Origin of the sequence: Neptunicella plasticusilytica (assembly GCF_047922965.1) — a bacterium.
Taxonomy (GTDB): domain Bacteria; phylum Pseudomonadota; class Gammaproteobacteria; order Enterobacterales; family Alteromonadaceae; genus Neptunicella; species Neptunicella plasticusilytica.
Genome location: NZ_CP150481.1, coordinates 3,016,515 through 3,036,725, shown reverse-complemented (window position 1 = coordinate 3,036,725; position 20,211 = coordinate 3,016,515). Strand labels below are relative to the sequence as shown.

Sequence of the window (20,211 nt, the reverse complement as noted above, 5' to 3'; positions counted from 1 at the left end):
TGACTAATTAGGTTATTTCAAATGACCGATGTTTTGCGTTTACGATAAAGTGTTAAGGCAACGATCGGCACAAGAATTAAAGAAGATGTTGCCGGCTCAGGTACATCTACCGCAGGACAACCTCCCACTCCAGGCGGATTGGTTGCACATGGATCTTGTCCTCCTACAGAGAACTGCGTAATTACACGAACATAATCCCCCGGGGAACTTGCGGACCAATCAACATAAAGACGATTGCTTTCGGTGCCGGTTCCTATTGAAACTGAGTCTCCGGATTCCAGGCCTCGTAATGTAGGACTAAGATAGTGAACGTTATTGTTGAGCAATGAATCGCTGTTATTTAATAATGTCTGACTTGTGATTACTCCAATAATGTTAGAATCAAAATCGACATAGCCTTGTTGGTAAGTGGTATTATTGGGGTCAAAAAATACATAGTGACTCGCGATGATCGTGCCTATACCGATATCGCTTCCTATATCAACATTGAGTATATTGGTAAGTTCAATATTTTGTCCTTCATTAAATCCGTACAGATTAGGTGTTTGGAAGGTGTTATCTCCGACAGTATTTGGTGCTCCTGAAGGAGGTAGGAAAGGGATGTCGAGCAATTCGAAGATGCCACCTTGATCAAATGCATCATTTACTGTTCTGTTACTAATATCGGTTACTGCACCGCTTATAATAACAGCTTGGACTTGGTTGATGGACAGAATAAAGGCAAATGCCAGGCACATTCTTTTTAACATGATTAAGCTCTCCTAAATAAAGTATCTGATATTCTATGAAGGATAAATACAGCTACATCACCTCTTATATCATTCTAGCAACGATTTAAATCACCAGCTTTTTTGTAGTAGAGATTTTTTCGGTGTTTTTATAGTGCTATCAGTACAGTAATGAGCAAACAACAGGCCAATGTTAAAAACTCCCATAAATACAAAATATTAATTTTTAAGATGTTGCTCACTAAGCGTTCCAAACAATAAAAGTGTAAAACAACCTGACAGTATTGAATTGGATTTTTAGTTTTGTGTAATCTATACGCTATGCAATGCCAATTCGTGTACGGCATATTCAACGGCTTTATCGTTTTAGCTAAAAAACTACCGTCGTCGTATAATGAAACAAATTAAGTCAATGATAAATATCATTATTTTATAAGAGTACCAAGGTGACTATCGTCTAAAGTTGTTAACTGATATAAATAGGTCAAATATTTTTACCCGCTGTTTTAAGGAATAATCCATTTTGTCCCTTCAGTATGCGCTGCAAATTGAGCAGCTTGAGTTTTCATGGCCAACAGGCAAATCCGCACAGAATCAGCCGTTAATCAATATAGAGCATTTAACTTTGGAACAGGGAGGGCGCTTATTTGTACAGGGTGCCAGTGGTAGCGGTAAGTCGACACTGTTGTCTTTGCTGGCGGGAATTAATATTCCCCAGCAGGGTGAAATTACCTTATTGGGTCAACCAATGTCGCAACTGTCTTCAACCAAACGCGATCATTTTCGTGCCCGGCATATAGGTTATGTATTCCAGCAGTTCAATTTACTGCCTTATTTGAGCGTAGTGGAAAATGTGCAGTTGGCCGGTCTGTTTGCCGGACATAAACAGACAGATTCCGGACTCGCAAGCGCTAAAGAGTATTTGCAGCAACTCAATATTCCGGTCAGTTTATTTGCCCGGCCGGTCAGCCAGTTGAGTGTCGGTCAGCAACAGCGGGTGGCGATAGCGCGGGCCCTGTATAATAAACCGGAGATTATTATTGCCGATGAACCCACTTCGGCACTGGACAAGCAAAACTGTGCCGGTTTTATGCAGATGCTGCTGTCTCTGGTAACAGAGATTGGCTCAACGCTGATATTTGTTAGCCATGATCCGGCGTTGCAAGCTGAGTTTGAGCAGGTGTTATACCTTGGACAGGCTGGAGAGCAACAATGAATATGCTCACTCTTGCCAGAAAAAGTTTGCTGAATAGGCGTTTTACCCTGAGCCTGACTTTATTGTCTATTGCCATCAGTTTAATGATGTTATTGGGCGTGGAACGTTTACAGCAACAAATCAAAACCAGTTTTACCCAGACCATCTCCGGTACCGACTTGATTGTGGGTGCCCGCACCGGGCAGCTGAATCTGTTGTTGTATTCGGTATTTGGTATGGGCGATCCGACCAATAATATTAGTTGGCAGAGTTATCAGCAGATTGCCGAGTTAAAAGATGTCGCCTGGACAGTGCCGATTTCATTGGGCGATTCCCATCAGGGTTATCGGGTAGTCGGTACAGAGCCAGGTTATTTTGAACATCGTCGCTATGCCAACAAGACCCCACTGGAATTTGTTGAAGGGCAAGCCTTTGCAGATGAAAACCAACTGGTGCTGGGTGCAGAGGTGGCGCAAAAGCTGGCTTATCAGTTAGGTGATGAACTGGTGTTGAGTCATGGTGTGGCGAAAATCAGTTTTTCCCACCATCAGGGCCATCCCTTTGTGGTTAGCGGTATTTTGCAACGTACCGGTACGCCGATTGATCAGCGTTTATTTGTCAATCTGGCGGCTATCGACCATATGCATGAGTCATCACCGCACCACATGAATGAAGACGAGCACCAACATGGCGGGATCAGCGCGTTTTATCTGGGGGCTAAATCTAAATTTACCTTGTTGACCTTGTTGCGGGACATCAATGAATTTGAAGCTGAACCTTTATTGGCAATTCTGCCGCAGGTGGCATTGCAGCAACTATGGCAATTGATGTCGATGGTGGAAAAGGGGCTGATGTTATTGGCTATTCTGGTAGTGGTTACCGGCTTAATTGGCATGTTGACTAATATTTTGACCAACTTAACTCAGCGCCAGCGGGAAATGGCCATATTGCGGGCAATAGGCGCGGCTCCCCGGCATATTTTCATGTTACTGATGGGCGAAACCGCTTTGCTGGCCCTATTGGGTTGTCTGTTTGGTGTCGTGTTATTTTTTGTCGCGCAATGGGGGTTGCTACCTGTTATCCAGCAACAATTAGGAATGAAACTGGTGATAACCGGCGTGACTTCGGCAGAGTGGAAATTGCTGGGGCTGGTGTTTATAGCCTCGCTGTTGCTGGGGTTGGTTCCTGCCATCCGCGCGTACCGAATGACATTGCATGATGGTATGCAAATGCGCGGTTAGCACCGCGCATCCTGTGGTTATTGTCCGGCAGCCAGTTTTTCCAGCGCAGCCAGTTCGGCTACCAGCCGGTTGTAATGATTAGTGTTATTACTGAGCTGCTTTTGCAATTCGACCAGTTCCACCCGCTGTTGCTGTTGTTTTTGCTGGTTATCTTTGACCGTTTCCATGCGCTCCTGGTTGGCATCATCCCGCTGTTGACTGTATTGCGCCATTTCCGCTTTGTGGTCTTCGTCCAGGCTGGAAGAAGCTTGCTTCCAGTCTTGTGAAAATTGCCGGTTTATTGCTTCAACTTGTTGATTATATTCATTATTGATCTCGTTGGCTTGGTTTCTGAGTTGCTCATCGCGGGTTTTATAGTCAGTGGTCAGTTTGCTCAGCTCGGCGTCATATTGCTGGTCAATAGTCTGGTATTGGGTTTTAAGTTTCTGGCCTTGCTCGTTGGCAAACACTTTATAGTCTTCTCTGGTCATGGCCTTTTTGGCTTCGGCCAATGCGGTATTACTGGCTTTTTTAGCGTCGGTCTGTTGAACCGAACGGGTTTTACGTAGCTGATTTTTGGTCTCGTTAAAGCTATTATCCATGTCTTTATTTTGAGCAGTGATAGCGGCCAGTTTTTGATCTCTGTCCGCCTTCCATTCGGCAATTTGTTGGTCAACTTGTTGTTTTTTATCGGAATATAGTTCATTTTTTTGTTGTGATTGCTGCTTTTGTAATTCTCGTTTTTGTTGGTTCAGTTCGGTTATTTTTTCGGATAACTCGCCGGCAGCCTGTTGATTGTCCTGAGTGATTTGTTGACTGAGTTGGGCAAAATCCTGCTGCTGTTGTTTTAGCTGTTGTTGTTGGCGATTAACTTTTTCAGCCAACTTTTCCAGTTGCTCGCGGGTGTCATCCAGCTTGTCTTCAAACTCGCTGCTACCTAACAGCAGGCTATCTGCGGGATAGGATGATACTGGCATACCGGCTGCAGAAAAGTTAAACGGGGTACTGCTAATATCAAAATCGGTTTGCCATTTTGCGCCAATATAGTCTGAGGTGGCAACACCGGCCACATTGACTTCATCGCCTTCCTCGATGCTCAGTTGCAATATCTGGATAACCTGCAACTGACCGACTTTTTTATATAAATCCTGTTTGGGTGAGAAGGTTGCGGTGAAGCGGAATTGAAACTGCGGCAGGACTTCAGTGCCGGTCTGTTGTTCGGCTTCAATGTCAAAATCGTCTAATTGCCAGTTATTTGGTAGGTGGGATTGAAAGTGTTGTTCAATATCGGGAGCATCTGGTCCGCTACCACAGGCACTTAACCACAAGGCTAATGCAACCAGGGTTGCTTTGAATAATTGCGTCATTTTACCTTCTCCATATCCGGATTATTGTGAGATAAAAATCAACCAACGGCAGCCAACCGCAATGCTTACAAGGCTATGGATGTTTTCGTTATAACGCAAAGATTACGCTGAATATTATTTAAACAGCAACAACTTTTATCAATTGACGCAGGGGGCTTCAGATAACCATAAATACTGCAGCCACCGCGGTCATGGCCAGAACCAGCCAGCGATATTGTTTGTCGGGTATATGGCGCACAAACACAATACCGGCCCAGGCCCCAAAGGCAATAAAGGGTAAACCGATAAGGTTCAGCGCAAGGGAGTGCCAGTCAATGGTGTGCCAGCTAAAGACATGAAAAGGGACTTTAAACAGGTTAATCGCCAAAAAGAACCAGGCGGCGGTACCGATATATTCATTTTTGGGCAAACGCATACTAAGTAAGTACAACGCCATAATGGAGCCAGCCAGATTACCGATCATGGTGGTGATACCGCCCAATGTGCCCATTAAAATAGCAAACCACAGGTAATCGGGAACTTGTTCCTTATTGGCTTTTTCCATCCACAGCATAATCGCCAGACTGATAAAGATGATAATGCCCATCAACAATCGGAACAGTTGATCATCGATCAGGTTACCCAGCCAGGTACCAATCAGTACACCAGCAGCCGCGGAAGGAAACAGCTTGACTAAATAACCCCAGTTAGCGTGACGATGGTAATAATGAACCGCAAACAAATCCGCCATAATCAGCATGGGCAGCATTAATCCCGACGAGGCCTTGCCACCAAAAATCACCGCCAGCAACGGAATTGAAAACATCGAAATGCCGTGTACACCGGTTTTGGCCATGCCAATAAAAAACGCTACCAGAAACAGCAGGGCAAGGGTGTAATAACTTAAGGTATAAGAGAATAATTCGATCATCCGTGCGAATTCTAACAGAGCTTATTGAATGAGTCGGGAAAAGTTTGGCCGACTATAAAATACTCTCGGAATCGTACACCCTGACTTTCTTCCATAGATGCGCTGCATTTTGAATAAATGTCAGGTGCGCAGGTTCGTTCTGATACTTGTCCTGTTCGGATTTATTGTTAAATGTGACAATCAGGCAGTAGTCATAACTGCTGTCGACTACTTCACGTTCCGATCCGGATTTTTTGCCAATATGTTTGGATTTAACATAGTCGGAATGATTGATGAAATGACTCAAATGCTGTTCAAATTGACGGCAATGTTCAGCCTTGTCTGGCTGATGAAGCCAGAAAAATACTGTGTGTATAAAGCCCTGAGACTCAATAATCTGCTGTTTAGACATAAACTCAATTTCCATTAGCCGCATATAGCGGGATAATTAATACAACAATATTCTACGCGCCATTCGCTGTCCCGATATTGGATTATTTGACTCAGTTTTGTTGATTATCCAGCAATTCTTTGGCGGCATTAACCAAAAAGATGTAACTGGCGCCCAGATTGACCACATATTCGTTTTCACCCCAGAAAAACGGCCAATCTTCCTTGTTTTCGGGCAGATCAGGTTTCAGGATCAATACTCCGGGAACAATACCACCTGAGATAAACGAGAAATCGGCACGGTTCATCCCATAAGCGACCCGTTTGGATTGGGTTCCGACATTGGAGACAAAGGAAATATCCGAGTCAGGGTGAGTGCCGTATAGATAGTTCAGTCCCCTGAATACCTGCTCGCTGTCGACGATCGAGGGAAAGGCTTTGTGTAAATAGTAGTTGGTCATGGCATGGCGAATAATGGTGCCATTGCCGGCCCAGCCACCTTCGGTGATTTCCACTCCGTACGGGTTCTTCTGGTTTAACGCGTTTAAGGTCTTTTGATGAGCGACCGCCAGCGACTTTATTTTGGCCTTAAAATCATCATCCATATAAGGCATGGCGCGTACTGCCAAAATAGCATGATAACCAAAGTTTGTAGCTATTTCGGGTAACAGGTTATTAATGGCCTGGGCGTATTGCTGGTCCTTGGTGCTGATCAGCAGTTCTGTCGCAGCACGTAACTGCTCGGCAGGCAGTGGTCCGCCGGTGGTATTACCATGGCGGTACAGATCGGGTTCATGCGTTTGTTCCTGCGCCCAGACATTTATTGCAGTTTGCAGACACTCTTTGGCTAATGCATCGTTATAGCCGGTTAATGCGCGGCTGGCGGCACTTAATGCGGCAATTGAGCCATAGTTGAGTGCTGATGACTTGCTGGTAAAGGCCCAACGATCATCGAATTTGCCACTGCTAAAGCCGTCAGATTCCAGCTCGCCCTTGTCAGCGTCATAAATCAGGTTGTCGGTCATCGTCAGGCCATCTCCCAAATGAGTATACTGGGAAATATCCGGCACGATAATACCGTGAATGGCATGTCCTACGGCTCTAAACTGGGCAATCAATGCCAGTGTGCCATGCTCTATCTGCTGTAACAGATCCGGTTTGCCATCAGGTACATGTAAATCCACGTATTTTCGGTCGTAATCCACCAGAGTGGTATCCCGCTGAGGTTTAAAGTTTTCCCACACATTGACCAGGTCCATCACTGTTCCGTACTGGGTTTGGGTACGAATATCGTAATCGCCGGCATCGTACCAGCCGCCAATATTCAGGCCGGGAATATGTTCGCCGGGCTGGAATTTTGTATCGGTAGTGGGTCCCTGGGCATAGAGATCAAAATGCTGATGATTAACCGGCGCCTGCAGAGCGTCGTCCAGATGGGAGGCACCATGCCAGACCCGATAAGCTTCGTTGATCAGCATATGATCCATTTGTACCGGTAGATACATATCCAGAGTCGGATGCCAGGCAGCATCATATACATCCTTGGCGATGCGAAATGGTGCGGTTGTGGTACCGGCATATTCCAGTTGATAAATACCCTCGGCTTGAATTTGACTGAAATCAAACTTGGCGTATTGATAACGGGTGTAGTCACCCCATTTTTGCGGTTTGCTACTCAGAACTGTTTGTGCTGTTCCGTCGGCGCTGATGCGCAATAAACGGGCAGTGCTGTCTAGTCTGGCTTGTTTATCCAGCTCTATGACCGCCACTTTTTGCTGATTGGGGTGATAGCCGACCTGCGAGTGACCAATCACCGGTGCGCGCTGCCAGTTATCAATCGCATTGGCGTCCAGTTGCCATTCGATTACGGCACCGGTTTTATCGGCCGGAATTAAACTGCGTAATACAAACCAGCCATTTTGGGCTTTACTACGACCGTCGAACAGCTTTAACGGCACGGACGATTTTATCCTGACGCGATGTTCCGGATCTTCCGGTGCCAGGGTCAGTTGGTTACCGCTGGCCAATGCTTGTGGTGCAACCTGACCATTTAGTTCTTTAACGCCACCCGGATAGACCGGGAAAATACCAGTCTGGTTATCCATAATAAAGGATTTTTCGAAATAGGCGGACGGAATAAATTCAAAATTAAAACCGGCTTTACCCACCAGTTCGGTCGGCAATACTTTTTCCAGATTAACCGTAATTTTGACGCCATCGTCATTTTTTTGCGCTTTTATCGAATAGTTAAAATCGTAGTCGGGGTAGTGCATAAAAGCTTCGACTGTCTGGTTTTTCTGATCGACTTTGCGTTCGATAAACTGCGGAATAGCATCCCATTGTTCAGGCGTATCATTAAGCCGCACGTCGCCGTTGGTGGCCGTTCTGATCCCATGCTGGATTAACTCTACGCCACTGATTTTGGCGTCGCTGAACAGGCCGTTATACCAGTTGCTGAATACCAGTACATTGACCCCGGCGGTTGCAAAATATTCCTTTTCGTTCAACTTGAGTTCCGCTGCGGTAATATGAGCGGAAATTGAGCAGCTTAGAGAGAGCAGTAGCAGTGGGCGACCCAGTTTTTTGTTAATTTTCATTTTGCTGCCTTTTGACGACGTATTTTTTAACAAAAAACTAACATGGGTTTATGGGGTTACATATTACTGTTTCGATTAGCTCCCTTACGTTATTTATGACTTTTTAAGGCTCAATCTGGTTGAACATAGCGCGGATTTCAATCAGTTCATCGGGGTAGCGCCAGTCTGTATCACGGGTGACAAAAGGGTCTTTCAACTTGATTGCTGTTACTTCATCTGCGGACCAGTCCGGCACCGGAAATTGCTTGATTTTACCAGTGAAATCGCCGGAGAGCTGGCATTGATAAAAGCGAAAACCGTTATCCTTAACACCGAGTAATTTGCCCACTTCCACATTAAATCCGGTTTCCTGCCATGTTTCCCGGTGAGCTGTACACTGCGCGCTTTCATTGCCTTCGCTGGTGCCACCGGGAATATCCAGTTTGTCGGTTAATCGATGTTCAATGGTTATCATTTCATCATTGATTCTGATCAGGCAGCCCGCGTTGGCCTGAATATTTTGCTGTTGTTGCGGTTCGACCCGACAAACCGGTGAGGCAGGGTTTTCCGTTGAACAGGAAAAAATCCCGATAAAACAATACGAAGTAACGAATATTCGCGATAAATCGAATTTAAACAAAATGTTATCCAGTGTAAGTTAGACGCTTGTCCTATTAGACTCGATTCCGGTATTGGCGACAACACAGAGTGTGAAATTGGTACGACAGAAAAGCGTTCTATTTCAGTTCCATCACTGTTTGCGTTCTAATCTATCCATCTATATTTAATACTGAAGTTTCCGATGGAAGATAAATCAAGCAGTTACACTGTTTAACAGCCGATATTGATTTACATATACAGAAAGGTTGATTGAATGACACAGCAGGTTCGGATTACTCCTCTTTTGATTGCAGCAATACTGTTAATAGGTGTTGTGGTTTATCTGTATTTGCCAAAAGAGGTGGAAGAACAGCAGCAACAGAGGCCAGAATCACCCGTTGTGTTATATGAAGTAAAGCAAGACCAGCTTGAAATCACTATAGAAGCGCTGGGCACCGCTATTGCGAATGAAGCGGTGATGATCACGGCTCAAACCAGTGATGTGGTAGACAATATCCAGTTTGATGACGGTCAGCTCGTTAAGGCTGGCCAGATATTGCTAACCCTGAATAGCCGTGAAGAAAAAGCCAAAGTGAATGAATTGCAGATCAACTTACGCGAGGCCAAGCGCCAGCTGGACAGGATTAGTAATTTGGCCAGGGGTAACGCCGCCTCTGAGCAATTGCTGGATGAGCAGGAAGCCAAAGTAAAAGCTTTAAAGGCACAGCTTGAAGTGGCCAATACCCGTTTAGCCGAGCTGGAAGTCAGGGCGCCATTTGCCGGACGTCTGGGGATCCGCCAGGTTAGTTTGGGTGCGCTGGTGAAACCCGGTGATACCATTACCACCCTGGATGACTTGCATCAGGTTAAGGTGGATTTCAGTATAGCCGAAATGCATTTGGCCAGCGTCGAAGTAGGGCAGCAGATTGCAGCCACCTCTATTGCTTATCCAGGCAAGCTATTCGGTGGCAAGGTCAGTAGCATTGATTCCCGCGTTGATCCTATTACCCGTGCGATTAAAGTAAGGGCTATAGTTGATAATCCGGACTACCAGTTACGTCCCGGCATGTTGTTGCAAATCAATATTCAAAAACAGGTACTTAATACTATTTTGGTTCCTGAAGGCAGCCTGATCCCGATCCAGGACAAGCAATATGTGTTTGTGATTGATGCCAACAATGTGGCGCATCGTAAAGAAGTGCAGATTGGCCAACGTAAGCCGGGTTGGGTGCAGATCCTTGACGGACTGCAAGTAGGCGAACAGATTGTGGCAGAGGGTTCGCTACGATTGAGTGATGGTTCGATAATTAAAAATGTAAATGGCTAAGGGGCAGTTCACATGATCCTGTCTGATATATCAGTAAAACGCCCAGTCTTTGCCATCGTTATTAATTTGTTGCTGGTGGTATTTGGTATCGTGGCTATCAGTTACCTGAGCCTGCGAGAATACCCGGATATCGATCCGCCCATTGTATCGATTAATACCAACTATCCAGGCGCGTCGGCCAATATTATTGAAACCCGTATTACCCAATTACTGGAAGATCGTATCAGTGGTATTGCCGGGATTAAAAATATCACCTCCAGCAGCCGTAATGGACGCTCCAGTATTTCCATCGAGTTTGACTTATCACGCGATATTGATGCCGCGTCCAATGACGTGCGTGAGCGGGTCAGCAGGGCATTAAACAACTTGCCTGAACAAGCAGAGCCACCCGAAGTGTTTAAATCGGACTCCGATGAACAGGCTGTGGTCTGGTATAACCTGCGCAGTGACAGCATGTCGGTCATGGAGCTGACCGATTACGCCGATCGCTATCTGGCTGATCGTCTGTCAGTAGTCGACGGAGTGGCACGGGTACAGATTGGTGGTGGGCGGCGGTATGCCATGAAGGTGTGGCTGGATCGCAATGCCATGGCGGCGCGTGGCATTACTGTGACTGACATTGAAAATGTCATCCGCTCCGAGAATGTCGAGTTACCTGCCGGGCAAGTGGAATCCACCGAACGTTATTTTGAAGTCAGGGTGGCGCGTAATTTCCTGTCACCGGAAGATTTTGCCGATTTAACCATTAAAGAAGGTGACGACGGTTATCTGATTAAGCTGGGTGAAGTTGCTAAGGTGGAACTGGGTTCGGAAGACGACAAAACCGAGTTTCGTGGTGAAGGTGTCAACATGGTGGGTTTGGGGATTGTTAAACAGTCCAAAGCCAACACGCTGGAAGTGGCGCGCAAAGTCAAAAAAGCCATCGGAGAAATAGAACAAACCTTGCCGGATAATATATTTATTGTCGCCAGTTATGATTCGTCAGTGTTTATCGAAGGCTCGATTGATGAGGTGTACAACACCTTGTGGATTGCTATTGCATTGGTGGTGATTATTATCTTCCTGTTTCTGGGGAATGTCCGAGCCACGCTGATCCCGGCTGTTACTGTTCCTGTGTCGCTGATTGGCGCTTTTATTGTGATGTATGCGTTGGGTTTTTCCATCAACTTGCTGACGTTATTGGCGATGGTTTTGGCGATTGGACTGGTTGTGGATGATGCCATTGTGGTGCTGGAAAATATCCATCGGCGTATCGAAGAAGGAGAACCGCCGTTACTGGCTGCCTATCGTGGTGCGCGTCAGGTGGGATTTGCGGTGGTCGCAACAACCCTGGTGTTGATCGCGGTATTTGTACCGCTAGTGTTCTTGCAAGGCAACATTGGCCGTTTATTTACCGAGTTTGCGTTAGCGATTGCTGCCGCTGTCGGCTTTTCCTGTTTTACCGCGCTAACCTTGTCCCCCATGATGTGTTCGCGGTTGTTGCGTAAAACCGAGCGCAATAGTGGTTTGGGCAGTTGGATGGATCGTAATTTTCAGCGCTTTGAAAACAGTTATTTTTCCGCCATAGGCAAGACGATCCATCAGCCATTAGTAACGTTGCTGGTTGTCGTCTTGAGTGTACTGGCGTTGTATCAACTGAGCAATCAGGTGCCCAGCGAATTTGTTCCCAAGGAAGACCGGGGTAATTTTTATGTGCAGGTGAAAGGTGCTGAAGGTGCCAGTTTTGAAAGCAATGCTGCCAATATGCGTAAAGTTGAGGCTATCTTGTTGCCCTACCTTGATATGGGCGATATCAAGAAAATACTGGTAAGAACACCCGGCTGGGGTAACAGTTCCGGTATCGCCATTGTGGGTACCGCGGACTGGAAAGACCGCAACAAGTCGACTTTCGAGCTGATGGATGAGGTCAGTGAAAAATTGTCGGTGATCCCTGATGTACAGGCGTTTACCTTTAGTCGCAGCGGCTTATCCGGTGGTGCAGGGCGCCCGGTACAGTTTGTGTTGCAAGGCAATACCTATGAAGAACTGGTGGAATGGCGGGATATTCTGATGACCAAAGCCGCCGAGAATCCTAACCTGTTAAGAATAGATTCGGACTATAAAGAAACCTGGCCGCAATTAATGGTCAATATCGACAGGGATCGCGCCGCGGATATGGGCGTGTCGATCGGTGATATTGGCCGCACGTTGGAAACCATGCTGGGGCAGCGCCGGGTTTCGACCTATCTGGATCGGGGTGAAGAATATTATGTCATCATGAAAGGCATCGAAGATGACTATCGCAGTCCTCAGAATATCAACAATTTGTACGTGCGTTCCCAGCGCAGCAACAAGCTTATTCCGCTGGATAATTTACTGAGTTTTAAAGAGCAGGCAACTTCGTCGCAGTTGAATCGCTATAACCGAATGCGCAGCATTACCATTAGTGCTAATTTGGCGGAGGGTTATACCCTTGGGCAGGCGCTGGACTATCTGAATAATATTGTCAAGACCGAATTGCCCGATAATGCATCGGTGGATTACAAAGGCGAATCCCAGTTGTATCAGGAATCAGGTAACTCGGTGGTGTTTATCTTTATTTTGGCACTGGCAGTGACTTATCTGGTACTGGCGGCCCAGTTCGAAAGTTTTGTTCATCCGCTGGTGATTATGCTAACTGTGCCGATGGCACTGGTTGGCGCTTTTGCCGGGCTGTACTTTTCCGGCATGACTATCAATATCTACAGTCAGATAGGCCTGGTAATGTTGATTGGCCTGGCGGCCAAAAACGGCATATTGATTGTCGAGTTTGCCAACCAGTTGCGTGATGCCGGAATGGGATTTGAACAGGCATTAAAAAGGGCTGCAGCACAACGTTTAAGACCGATAGTTATGACCGGATTCACCACCGTTTTTAGCGCCTTGCCACTGGTGTTGGCGGTGGGGCCGGGAGCCGAGAGCCGTCAGGTGATCGGTATGGTGATTTTTGCCGGTGTGCTATTTGCCACCTTTATGACCTTGTTTGTTATTCCAACCGCTTATTACTGGATTTGCCGCAATACCGGTTCGCCACTGGAAATCAGCCGCCAGCTTGACAAACTGGAAGCCGAACATCCGGATATTCATCGGGAAGATTAATTAACCTGAGTTTGATGTATGGACTCAGGTTAACTAGGCTGAAACAAAAAGCCGCGAGCTGTTTAGCTCGCGGCTTTTTTAGTGCAGTTTAATCAGTGCTGGATTAACTAACCGGAGATTCTAATAAACGTAGACTACCCTGATCGGCATCCAGCTCGACATTAACCCCAATTGGTAGAATATTATTGTCCCTGACATGCCCAAACTGGCCACCCATATAAGCGGGGATGCCTAGTGGTTTAAAATAGTGCTCCAGAATTTGCAACAAGGTGAAACCGCCATAACCTTTTTCTGGATTACAATCCGAGCATTGACCAAACGCCACACCCGCTAATTGCTGCAGTTTTCCCGCCAGTTGCAAAGTGGATAGATAGCGGTCTATACGGTAAATCGATTCGCTAACATCTTCCAGAAACAGGATTTTTCCCTGCATATCCGGTAAGTAAGGTGTACCGACCAGACTGGTCAAAACTGTCAAATTTCCCCCCACCAAACGGCCTGTAGCTTTACCCGAATTAATCACCTGAATGCGATTTTTACGCTGGGTTAGTGCCTTTTCATCTTTGTCAGGCTGATTTTTGATGATGAACTTGCCACCTTCGAAAATCATTTTACGCATCTGTTCGGCTTGATCCTGCCCCCAGTAAGAAATACCTACCGGCCCATGAAAAGACACCAGTCCAGAATGTTGATATAGGCCGTTTAGCAGGGTGGTAATGTCACTGTAACCGAGCAATACCTTGGGATTTTGGGCAATCATATCGAAATCGAGGAAAGGTAATATGCGGTTGCATCCCCAACCACCGCGCACGGCGATAATGCCTTTGACCTCCGGATCGGAAAAAGCGTCGTTAATATCGGCAGCTCTGTCTTGATCGGTACCGGCAAAATAGCCATCCCTGTCGAGTACATGCTTGCCTACTTTAACCTTCAGCCCGATGGCCTGAAATGACTCAACGGCTATTTCCAGTTCCACTTTCTGGTTTAATGCGCCTGCGGGGGCGACCAACGCGACGGTATCGCCTTGCTTGAGGCGCTTTGGAAAAACGGATTGAGCAGAAGATGGTTGGGAAGACTTAGCTGACACCAGTGAAGACTGGCTGAGTAACATACCCAGAGTAGAGGCTTTGACAAAGGTTCTGCGGTCCATTTCTCGCTCCTGTTATTTTTATATTAAGTTAAGATGATTTGACGACAAAATGAGTTAATGTGACTTGAGCCTACATCACCCGAATGTTAATTTATTACAAATCATACAATAATTTGTAATAAAAAATGAGAAGAATAAGCTTAATTTTACTCACCCTTTGCAGTTTTCAGGTCTGTTCACAGCCTGTGTCTTTTGAACAATATCAGGTACCCGGCCTGGATAAACGCCAAATCAAACACGCGGATATCGTGCCATATATTGACAAGACTAAACAGTATAAGGAGGTTGAAGTCAGCCAGGTGGGTGAATCTGCGCAAGGCCGCGGAATTTATCAGTTCAAGGTCGGTAAAGGTAAAACCAAAATACTGATGTGGTCACAAATGCATGGCGACGAACCCACGGCCACCGGCGCGGTATTTGATTTACTGAACATGATCCATCAACGCCCGCAATGGCTGGCTAGCTGGCAGGATGAAATCAGTCTGTATCTGGTACCGATGATCAACCCTGACGGCGCCGAACTATCTCAACGTTACAATATTCAGGATATCGATATCAATCGTGATGCCAGACGTCTGCAAACCCCGGAAGGGCGTGTTCTCATGTCGCTGGCTAAATCGATAAAGCCCGATTTTGGTTTCAACTTACATGATCAAAATGCCTATTACGGCGCCGGTAACAGCGGTAATACCGCAACGATTTCATTGTTAGCTCCAGCTTTTAATGCGGCTAAAGAGGTGAATGATTCACGCCGCCGTGCAATGCAACTCATTGGAGTGCTTAAACAAGTGGGCGACGAAATTATTCCCGGTCATATGGGGCGCTATGATGATACCTTTGCGCCGCGTGCCTTTGGTGATAATTTCTCGAAGATGGGCATAAGTACAATCCTGATAGAATCTGGTGCTTACCCGAATGATCCTAATCGTCAGGTGGCCAGAAAAACTAATCTCGCCATGTTGCATGCGGCAATTAGCAGCATTGCTGATCAAAGTTATTTGCAGCAAACCACCGATGCATATTTATCTATTCCATTTAATAACAGCAATGCATTTAAGGACGTGATTGTTAGTAATTTAACAGTTAATACCGGCGCTCAAAGCTATTTGCTCGATATCGGGATGAGGCTTAATCGTAGCCTCGCGACCGGGCGTATTGATGAAGTGGGGGATTTATCCACTTTTGACGCATTTAGCCGTGTGGATGCAACAGGGTGGAAGTATCAAGCCTGTAAAAGTTACCCATTGTCTGGTGACAAAACCTTGCAGCTTACTAAAGCTCGTTATATTGAATTGCTTAAACAAGGTTACTGCCAGTTTTCGGGTGAGCGTGACAGCATTAAAAACCAGTCAGGTTATCCCATTGTCTTTAGCCTAAAAATGCAAGCCGAAAGGCCACTTAGAGGCATGCCTGCCGCGCTGATGATGGTCAAACAGGATGAAAGACGCGTATTGATAAATAGTGAGCTGATAGACTTACCACGAGGTGAGTGAAGCTTCTCTAGGGCGTGTTGATCTTTGGTGTGTGTTTTTGCAGCAGTTTGTAGCGTATTTATACAAGGCAGAGCGAGTGTGGTGTAGTTATTCTACATAAGCGAGCGATAACGCTGTAGAAATGCGCTACAAACACTGCCCCCACGGTTTTAAAGAAAGGGGTTCAACCCAACACCTTCTGCTCTTTGTTGCCGGATTTTGACTTAGACCCCTTATTTTAAACGTAAGGGCCTGCAACCCGGCGTCGCGACCAGAAGGTGTTGGACTTGAACAAAATTCATACACCAAAGATCAACACGCCCTAGTAAAGCATGTCGCAGAAACCAAAAAGCACCTACATAGGTGCTTTTTGGTTATTGGATATCAGCCGGATAAATTTTATTGATCATCCAGGAAACTGCGCAGCTGCTCCGAGCGGCTGGGGTGGCGCAATTTACGTAATGCCTTGGCTTCGATTTGACGGATACGCTCACGGGTAACGTCAAACTGCTTACCTACTTCTTCCAGCGTATGGTCGGTGTTCATATCGATACCAAAACGCATTCTGAGTACTTTGGCTTCACGGGCCGTCAAGCCTGCCAGTACTTCCTGAGTGGCGCCTTTAAGGTTACCTGAAGTGGCTGAGTCCAAAGGCTGGACAATAGTGCTGTCCTCAATAAAGTCACCCAGATGTGAATCTTCATCATCACCGATGGGTGTTTCCATCGAGATCGGCTCTTTGGCTATTTTCAGTACCTTACGGATCTTGTCTTCCGGCATCACCATACGCTCGGATAATTCTTCCGGAGTCGGTTCACGTCCCATTTCCTGCAGCATCTGGCGAGAGATACGATTCAATTTGTTAATCGTTTCAATCATATGTACCGGAATACGAATGGTACGTGCCTGATCCGCAATTGAACGGGTGATGGCCTGACGGATCCACCAGGTGGCATAGGTTGAGAACTTGTAACCACGGCGATATTCAAACTTGTCTACCGCTTTCATCAAGCCGATATTACCTTCCTGAATCAGATCCAGGAACTGCAAACCACGGTTGGTGTATTTTTTGGCGATGGAGATAACCAAACGCAAGTTGGCCTCGACCATTTCTTTTTTGGCCCGACGCGCCTTGGCTTCACCAATCGACATCCGGCGGTTGATATCTTTAATATCAACAATGCTTAAGCCGGTTTCTTCTTCAACATGGTTCAGTTTACTAACGCTACGTTCCAGCTCTTCGCGGTATTCTGACAAAGCTTCCACATAAGGCTTGTTAGAAGCAAAAATCTTCTCAATCCAGTCAGTGCTGGTTTCATTACCGGCAAAGGCTTTCATAAATTCTTTTTTCGGCATTTTAGCTTGTACGACGCAATGCTTCATTACCAGACGCTCTTGCACACGCACACGATTCATCATGCCACGCATGTTTTTAACCATGCGATCAAACTGTTTGGGTACCAAGCGGAATTCTTTAAATATTTCGCTTAGTTCGGCAATTTCTTTCTTGGCACTGGCATGGCTACGGCCTTTGCTGGCGATTGCATCACGTGTTTTATTGTACTGGCCACGCAAAGCATTGAATTTTTCACGCGCAAGTTCAGGATCCAGACCGGTGTCTTCTTCTTCCTCGGCATCGTCGTCGTCACCGTCATCGTCTTCATCGTCCAGCTCTTCTTTGGACAATTCGGAACCGACGTGGGTAGCTGTGGGGGCAATATCGTCTTCAGCATTGGGATCGATAAAACCGATCACGATATCACTTAATCTGATTTCTTCCGCTTCGTACAAGTCCCATTGATCAAGCAGATAGGTAATAGCTTCAGGATACTCGGCGACAGAGCACTGAACCTCATTAATGCCTTCTTCAATACGTTTGGCGATAACAATTTCGCCTTCACGGGTAAGCAGTTCCACCGTGCCCATTTCACGCATATACATACGCACCGGATCGGTGGTACGGCCAATTTCGCTTTCTACTGTTGCCAGTGCCTGTGCCGCAGCTTCTGCAGCATCTTCATCGGCAGCACTTTCTTGCATTAACAATTCGTCAGCGTCAGGGGCATTTTCAAACACTTTGATGCCCATATCGTTGATCATACGAACGATATCTTCGATTTGATCTGAATCAACGATGTCCTGTGGAAGGTGATCATTCACCTCTGCAAAGGTCAGGTATCCCTGTTCCTTGCCTTTGGCGATCAGGAGTTTTATCTGAGACTGCTTGTTTGACACCATATAAAGACTTCCAGTAGTTAAAATTTAATACGATTTAAAGGGACGGGGCGAATTCGCCAGTATAGCAGATATGTGTAACTTTCATCCATAGGCAGGACTAATTTTGTTCACTTAAAAGTGCTTTAAGTTCCTGTTTTTCTGCTTCATCTAACCCGCTCAGCGTCGATTTGGCCAATAGCTCTTCCATTCGACTGTTAATTTGCAAATCAATCAATTTGGCAAAACTGTCCTTAAAGACCTGTGTCTTGCGTTGCTCAAACAAGTTGGTGATATCATCATCATCGCTGGCATTGTTATCGATTAACAACTTGGCCAAAGCTCTACCATGGGGGTGCTCTCTGAAATGTTCAATGATCTGGCCACTATTTTTAGTGGGATGGGACACACAATATTGATGTAACTCCGTCAACATGGGTAAACCGGCAAGCAAATCCTGATTCAGTAAAGCCGGATTGACTTCCTGACACTGACTGGCTAATGCCGGTTGTTCCAGTAGCAGTTTAATCATGGTCCGCACTGGAGATAGCTGATTTTTAACCGGTGTTGTATCTGTTTTGGTGTCTTTGCTGCGACGTTGATTTGCCAGTTGCATATCACGCTGCAAATCCAGCTTGTAGCTGTTTTGTCCTACCAGTTTACGCAACCGTTCCTGTAACAGCATGCGCTGGTTGTCACCTTGCACCTGTTGCAGCAATTGTTCCGCTTCGGTGATCAATGCCGCTTTGCCTTCGTCACTGGCAACATGGTGGTTTTTTAACAAATGCTCAAATAAAAATTGTGATAGTGGCATCGCATCCTGCACAATCTTTTGCTCGAAAGCCTCTTTGCCAATTTGACGTACCAGCGTGTCCGGATCTTCGCCATCGGGCAGAAACAAAAACTTCATTTCCACCCCGTCTTTTAAATGGGGCAGGGCGTTTTGCAGGGCGCGCCAGGCTGCATCACGTCCGGCTCTATCGCCGTCGTAACAGCAAACCAGTTGTGGAGCTGTGCGAAACAACGACTGAATATGTTCAGGTGTTGTGGCCGTGCCCAGGGATGCAACGGCGTAATCAATACCGAATTGGGCCAATGCCACCACATCCATATAGCCTTCAACGATCAGCGTACGAGTTGGGCTGCGGTGCGCCTGTTTTAACTGAAATAAACCGTATAATTCGTTGCCTTTATGGAATACACGGGTTTCTGGTGAGTTGAGGTATTTGGGGCCATCGTTTTTCTCCAGTACCCGTCCGCCAAACCCGATAACCCGGCCGCGCTTATCACGAATGGGAAACATGATCCTGTCCCGGAAAAAGTCAAAGCGACGGCCTTTGTCGTTTTGGCTGACAATGGCCAGATCCACCAATTGCTGCTGCAATTGTGGGGTGCGGCCAAAAGCCCCTAAAGCCGTATCCCATTCTGGCGGGGCGTAACCGATACCGAAGGTTTTCACCACTTCGCCGCTTAGCCCGCGTCCTTTAAGATAGTCGACTGCCTTGCTGCCTTGCTGGTGATGTTTAAGCTGATGGGCAAAAAAGCGCGCGACTTTTTCAAGTAATTCGTAGTCATCCTGCCTTTGCTGTTTTTGTTCAGCACTAAAGACCGGAGTTGTACTTTCCTCGCGCGGAACTTCTACACCATGATAATGGGCCAGTTCTTCAATCGCTTCGGGGAATTCCAGCCTGTCATGTTCCATCAAAAACGAGATGACATTACCGTGCGCGCCACAACCGAAACAATGATAAAACTGTTTTTCTTGGCTAACGGTAAAAGAAGGGCTCTTTTCATTATGAAAAGGGCAGCAGGCCTGATGATTTTTACCGGCTTTCTTGAGTCTGACACGGCTGTCGATCACTTCCACGATATCGCTGCGGGCGATTAGATCGTCAATAAAGTCACGGGGAATTCGTCCAGCCATAAGTTAGCTAAGCACCATCAGTTAGGTGAAAACAAGTTCAGC

General features: G+C 46.3%; 14 protein-coding genes. 5 read left to right on the top strand and 9 right to left on the bottom strand.

All coding sequences use genetic code 11. The features are described 5' to 3' along the window. Positions 1–17: 17 nt before the first annotated feature. The gene (locus V1467_RS13640; RefSeq protein WP_416305527.1) at positions 18–749 is read right to left on the bottom strand and encodes a hypothetical protein; all 732 of its coding nucleotides are present in this window, start codon (positions 747–749) and stop codon (positions 18–20) included. Between the two features lie 502 nt (positions 750–1,251). Here V1467_RS13640 and V1467_RS13635 point away from each other — a divergent pair. Then, positions 1,252–1,944 carry an ABC transporter ATP-binding protein gene (locus V1467_RS13635; protein ID WP_416305526.1) on the top strand — a complete coding sequence of 231 codons (693 nt, stop codon included), beginning with the start codon at positions 1,252–1,254 and terminating at the stop codon, positions 1,942–1,944. Beyond that, positions 1,941–3,164, top strand: coding sequence for an ABC transporter permease (locus V1467_RS13630; RefSeq protein WP_416305525.1), 1,224 nt, complete (start codon positions 1,941–1,943; stop codon positions 3,162–3,164). Before V1467_RS13635 ends, V1467_RS13630 begins: the two co-directional genes overlap by 4 nt. Positions 3,165–3,181: 17 nt before the next feature. Here V1467_RS13630 and V1467_RS13625 read toward each other — a convergent pair whose 3' ends face one another. The 5 genes from V1467_RS13625 to V1467_RS13605 form a co-directional block, all read right to left on the bottom strand. Beyond that, positions 3,182–4,510, bottom strand: coding sequence for a hypothetical protein (locus tag V1467_RS13625; RefSeq protein ID WP_416305524.1), 1,329 nt, complete (start codon positions 4,508–4,510; stop codon positions 3,182–3,184). Between the two features lie 157 nt (positions 4,511–4,667). Beyond that, the gene (locus tag V1467_RS13620) at positions 4,668–5,420 is read right to left on the bottom strand and encodes a sulfite exporter TauE/SafE family protein (protein WP_416305523.1); all 753 of its coding nucleotides are present in this window, start codon (positions 5,418–5,420) and stop codon (positions 4,668–4,670) included. 52 nt (positions 5,421–5,472) lie between these two features. Continuing rightward, a complete protein-coding gene (locus V1467_RS13615) occupies positions 5,473–5,811 on the bottom strand; it encodes a Dabb family protein (protein ID WP_416305522.1) in 339 nt (112 codons plus the stop codon). A gap of 91 nt (positions 5,812–5,902) precedes the next feature. Beyond that, positions 5,903–8,386: a glycoside hydrolase family 9 protein gene (locus V1467_RS13610; RefSeq protein ID WP_416305521.1), complete on the bottom strand. Its 2,484-nt coding sequence runs from the start codon at positions 8,384–8,386 to the stop codon at positions 5,903–5,905. 103 nt (positions 8,387–8,489) lie between these two features. After that, positions 8,490–9,005, bottom strand: coding sequence for an NUDIX hydrolase (locus V1467_RS13605; RefSeq protein WP_416305520.1), 516 nt, complete (start codon positions 9,003–9,005; stop codon positions 8,490–8,492). Between the two features lie 234 nt (positions 9,006–9,239). On the opposite strand from V1467_RS13605, the gene V1467_RS13600 reads away from it, so the two are divergent. After that, positions 9,240–10,292: an efflux RND transporter periplasmic adaptor subunit gene (locus V1467_RS13600; RefSeq protein ID WP_416305519.1), complete on the top strand. Its 1,053-nt coding sequence runs from the start codon at positions 9,240–9,242 to the stop codon at positions 10,290–10,292. Positions 10,293–10,304: 12 nt separating this feature from the next. Next, complete coding sequence (locus tag V1467_RS13595) at positions 10,305–13,409, top strand: efflux RND transporter permease subunit (protein WP_416305518.1); 3,105 nt, start codon at positions 10,305–10,307, stop codon at positions 13,407–13,409. Between the two features lie 103 nt (positions 13,410–13,512). Here V1467_RS13595 and V1467_RS13590 read toward each other — a convergent pair whose 3' ends face one another. Continuing rightward, on the bottom strand, positions 13,513–14,559 hold the full coding sequence (locus V1467_RS13590; protein WP_416305517.1) for a S66 peptidase family protein: 1,047 nt from the start codon (positions 14,557–14,559) through the stop codon (positions 13,513–13,515). A 125-nt stretch (positions 14,560–14,684) separates the two neighbouring features. Between V1467_RS13590 and V1467_RS13585 the strand changes: the two genes are divergently transcribed. Then, on the top strand, positions 14,685–16,052 hold the full coding sequence (locus tag V1467_RS13585; protein ID WP_416305516.1) for a M14 metallopeptidase family protein: 1,368 nt from the start codon (positions 14,685–14,687) through the stop codon (positions 16,050–16,052). Positions 16,053–16,430: 378 nt separating this feature from the next. On the opposite strand, the gene rpoD is transcribed toward V1467_RS13585, so the two are convergent. Further along, positions 16,431–18,269: an RNA polymerase sigma factor RpoD gene (gene rpoD, locus V1467_RS13580; protein WP_416305515.1), complete on the bottom strand. Its 1,839-nt coding sequence runs from the start codon at positions 18,267–18,269 to the stop codon at positions 16,431–16,433. Between the two features lie 97 nt (positions 18,270–18,366). Further along, entirely contained in the window at positions 18,367–20,169 is a 1,803-nt protein-coding gene (gene dnaG / locus V1467_RS13575) for a DNA primase (RefSeq protein ID WP_416305514.1), read from the bottom strand. Between the last annotated feature and the right edge of the window lie 42 nt (positions 20,170–20,211).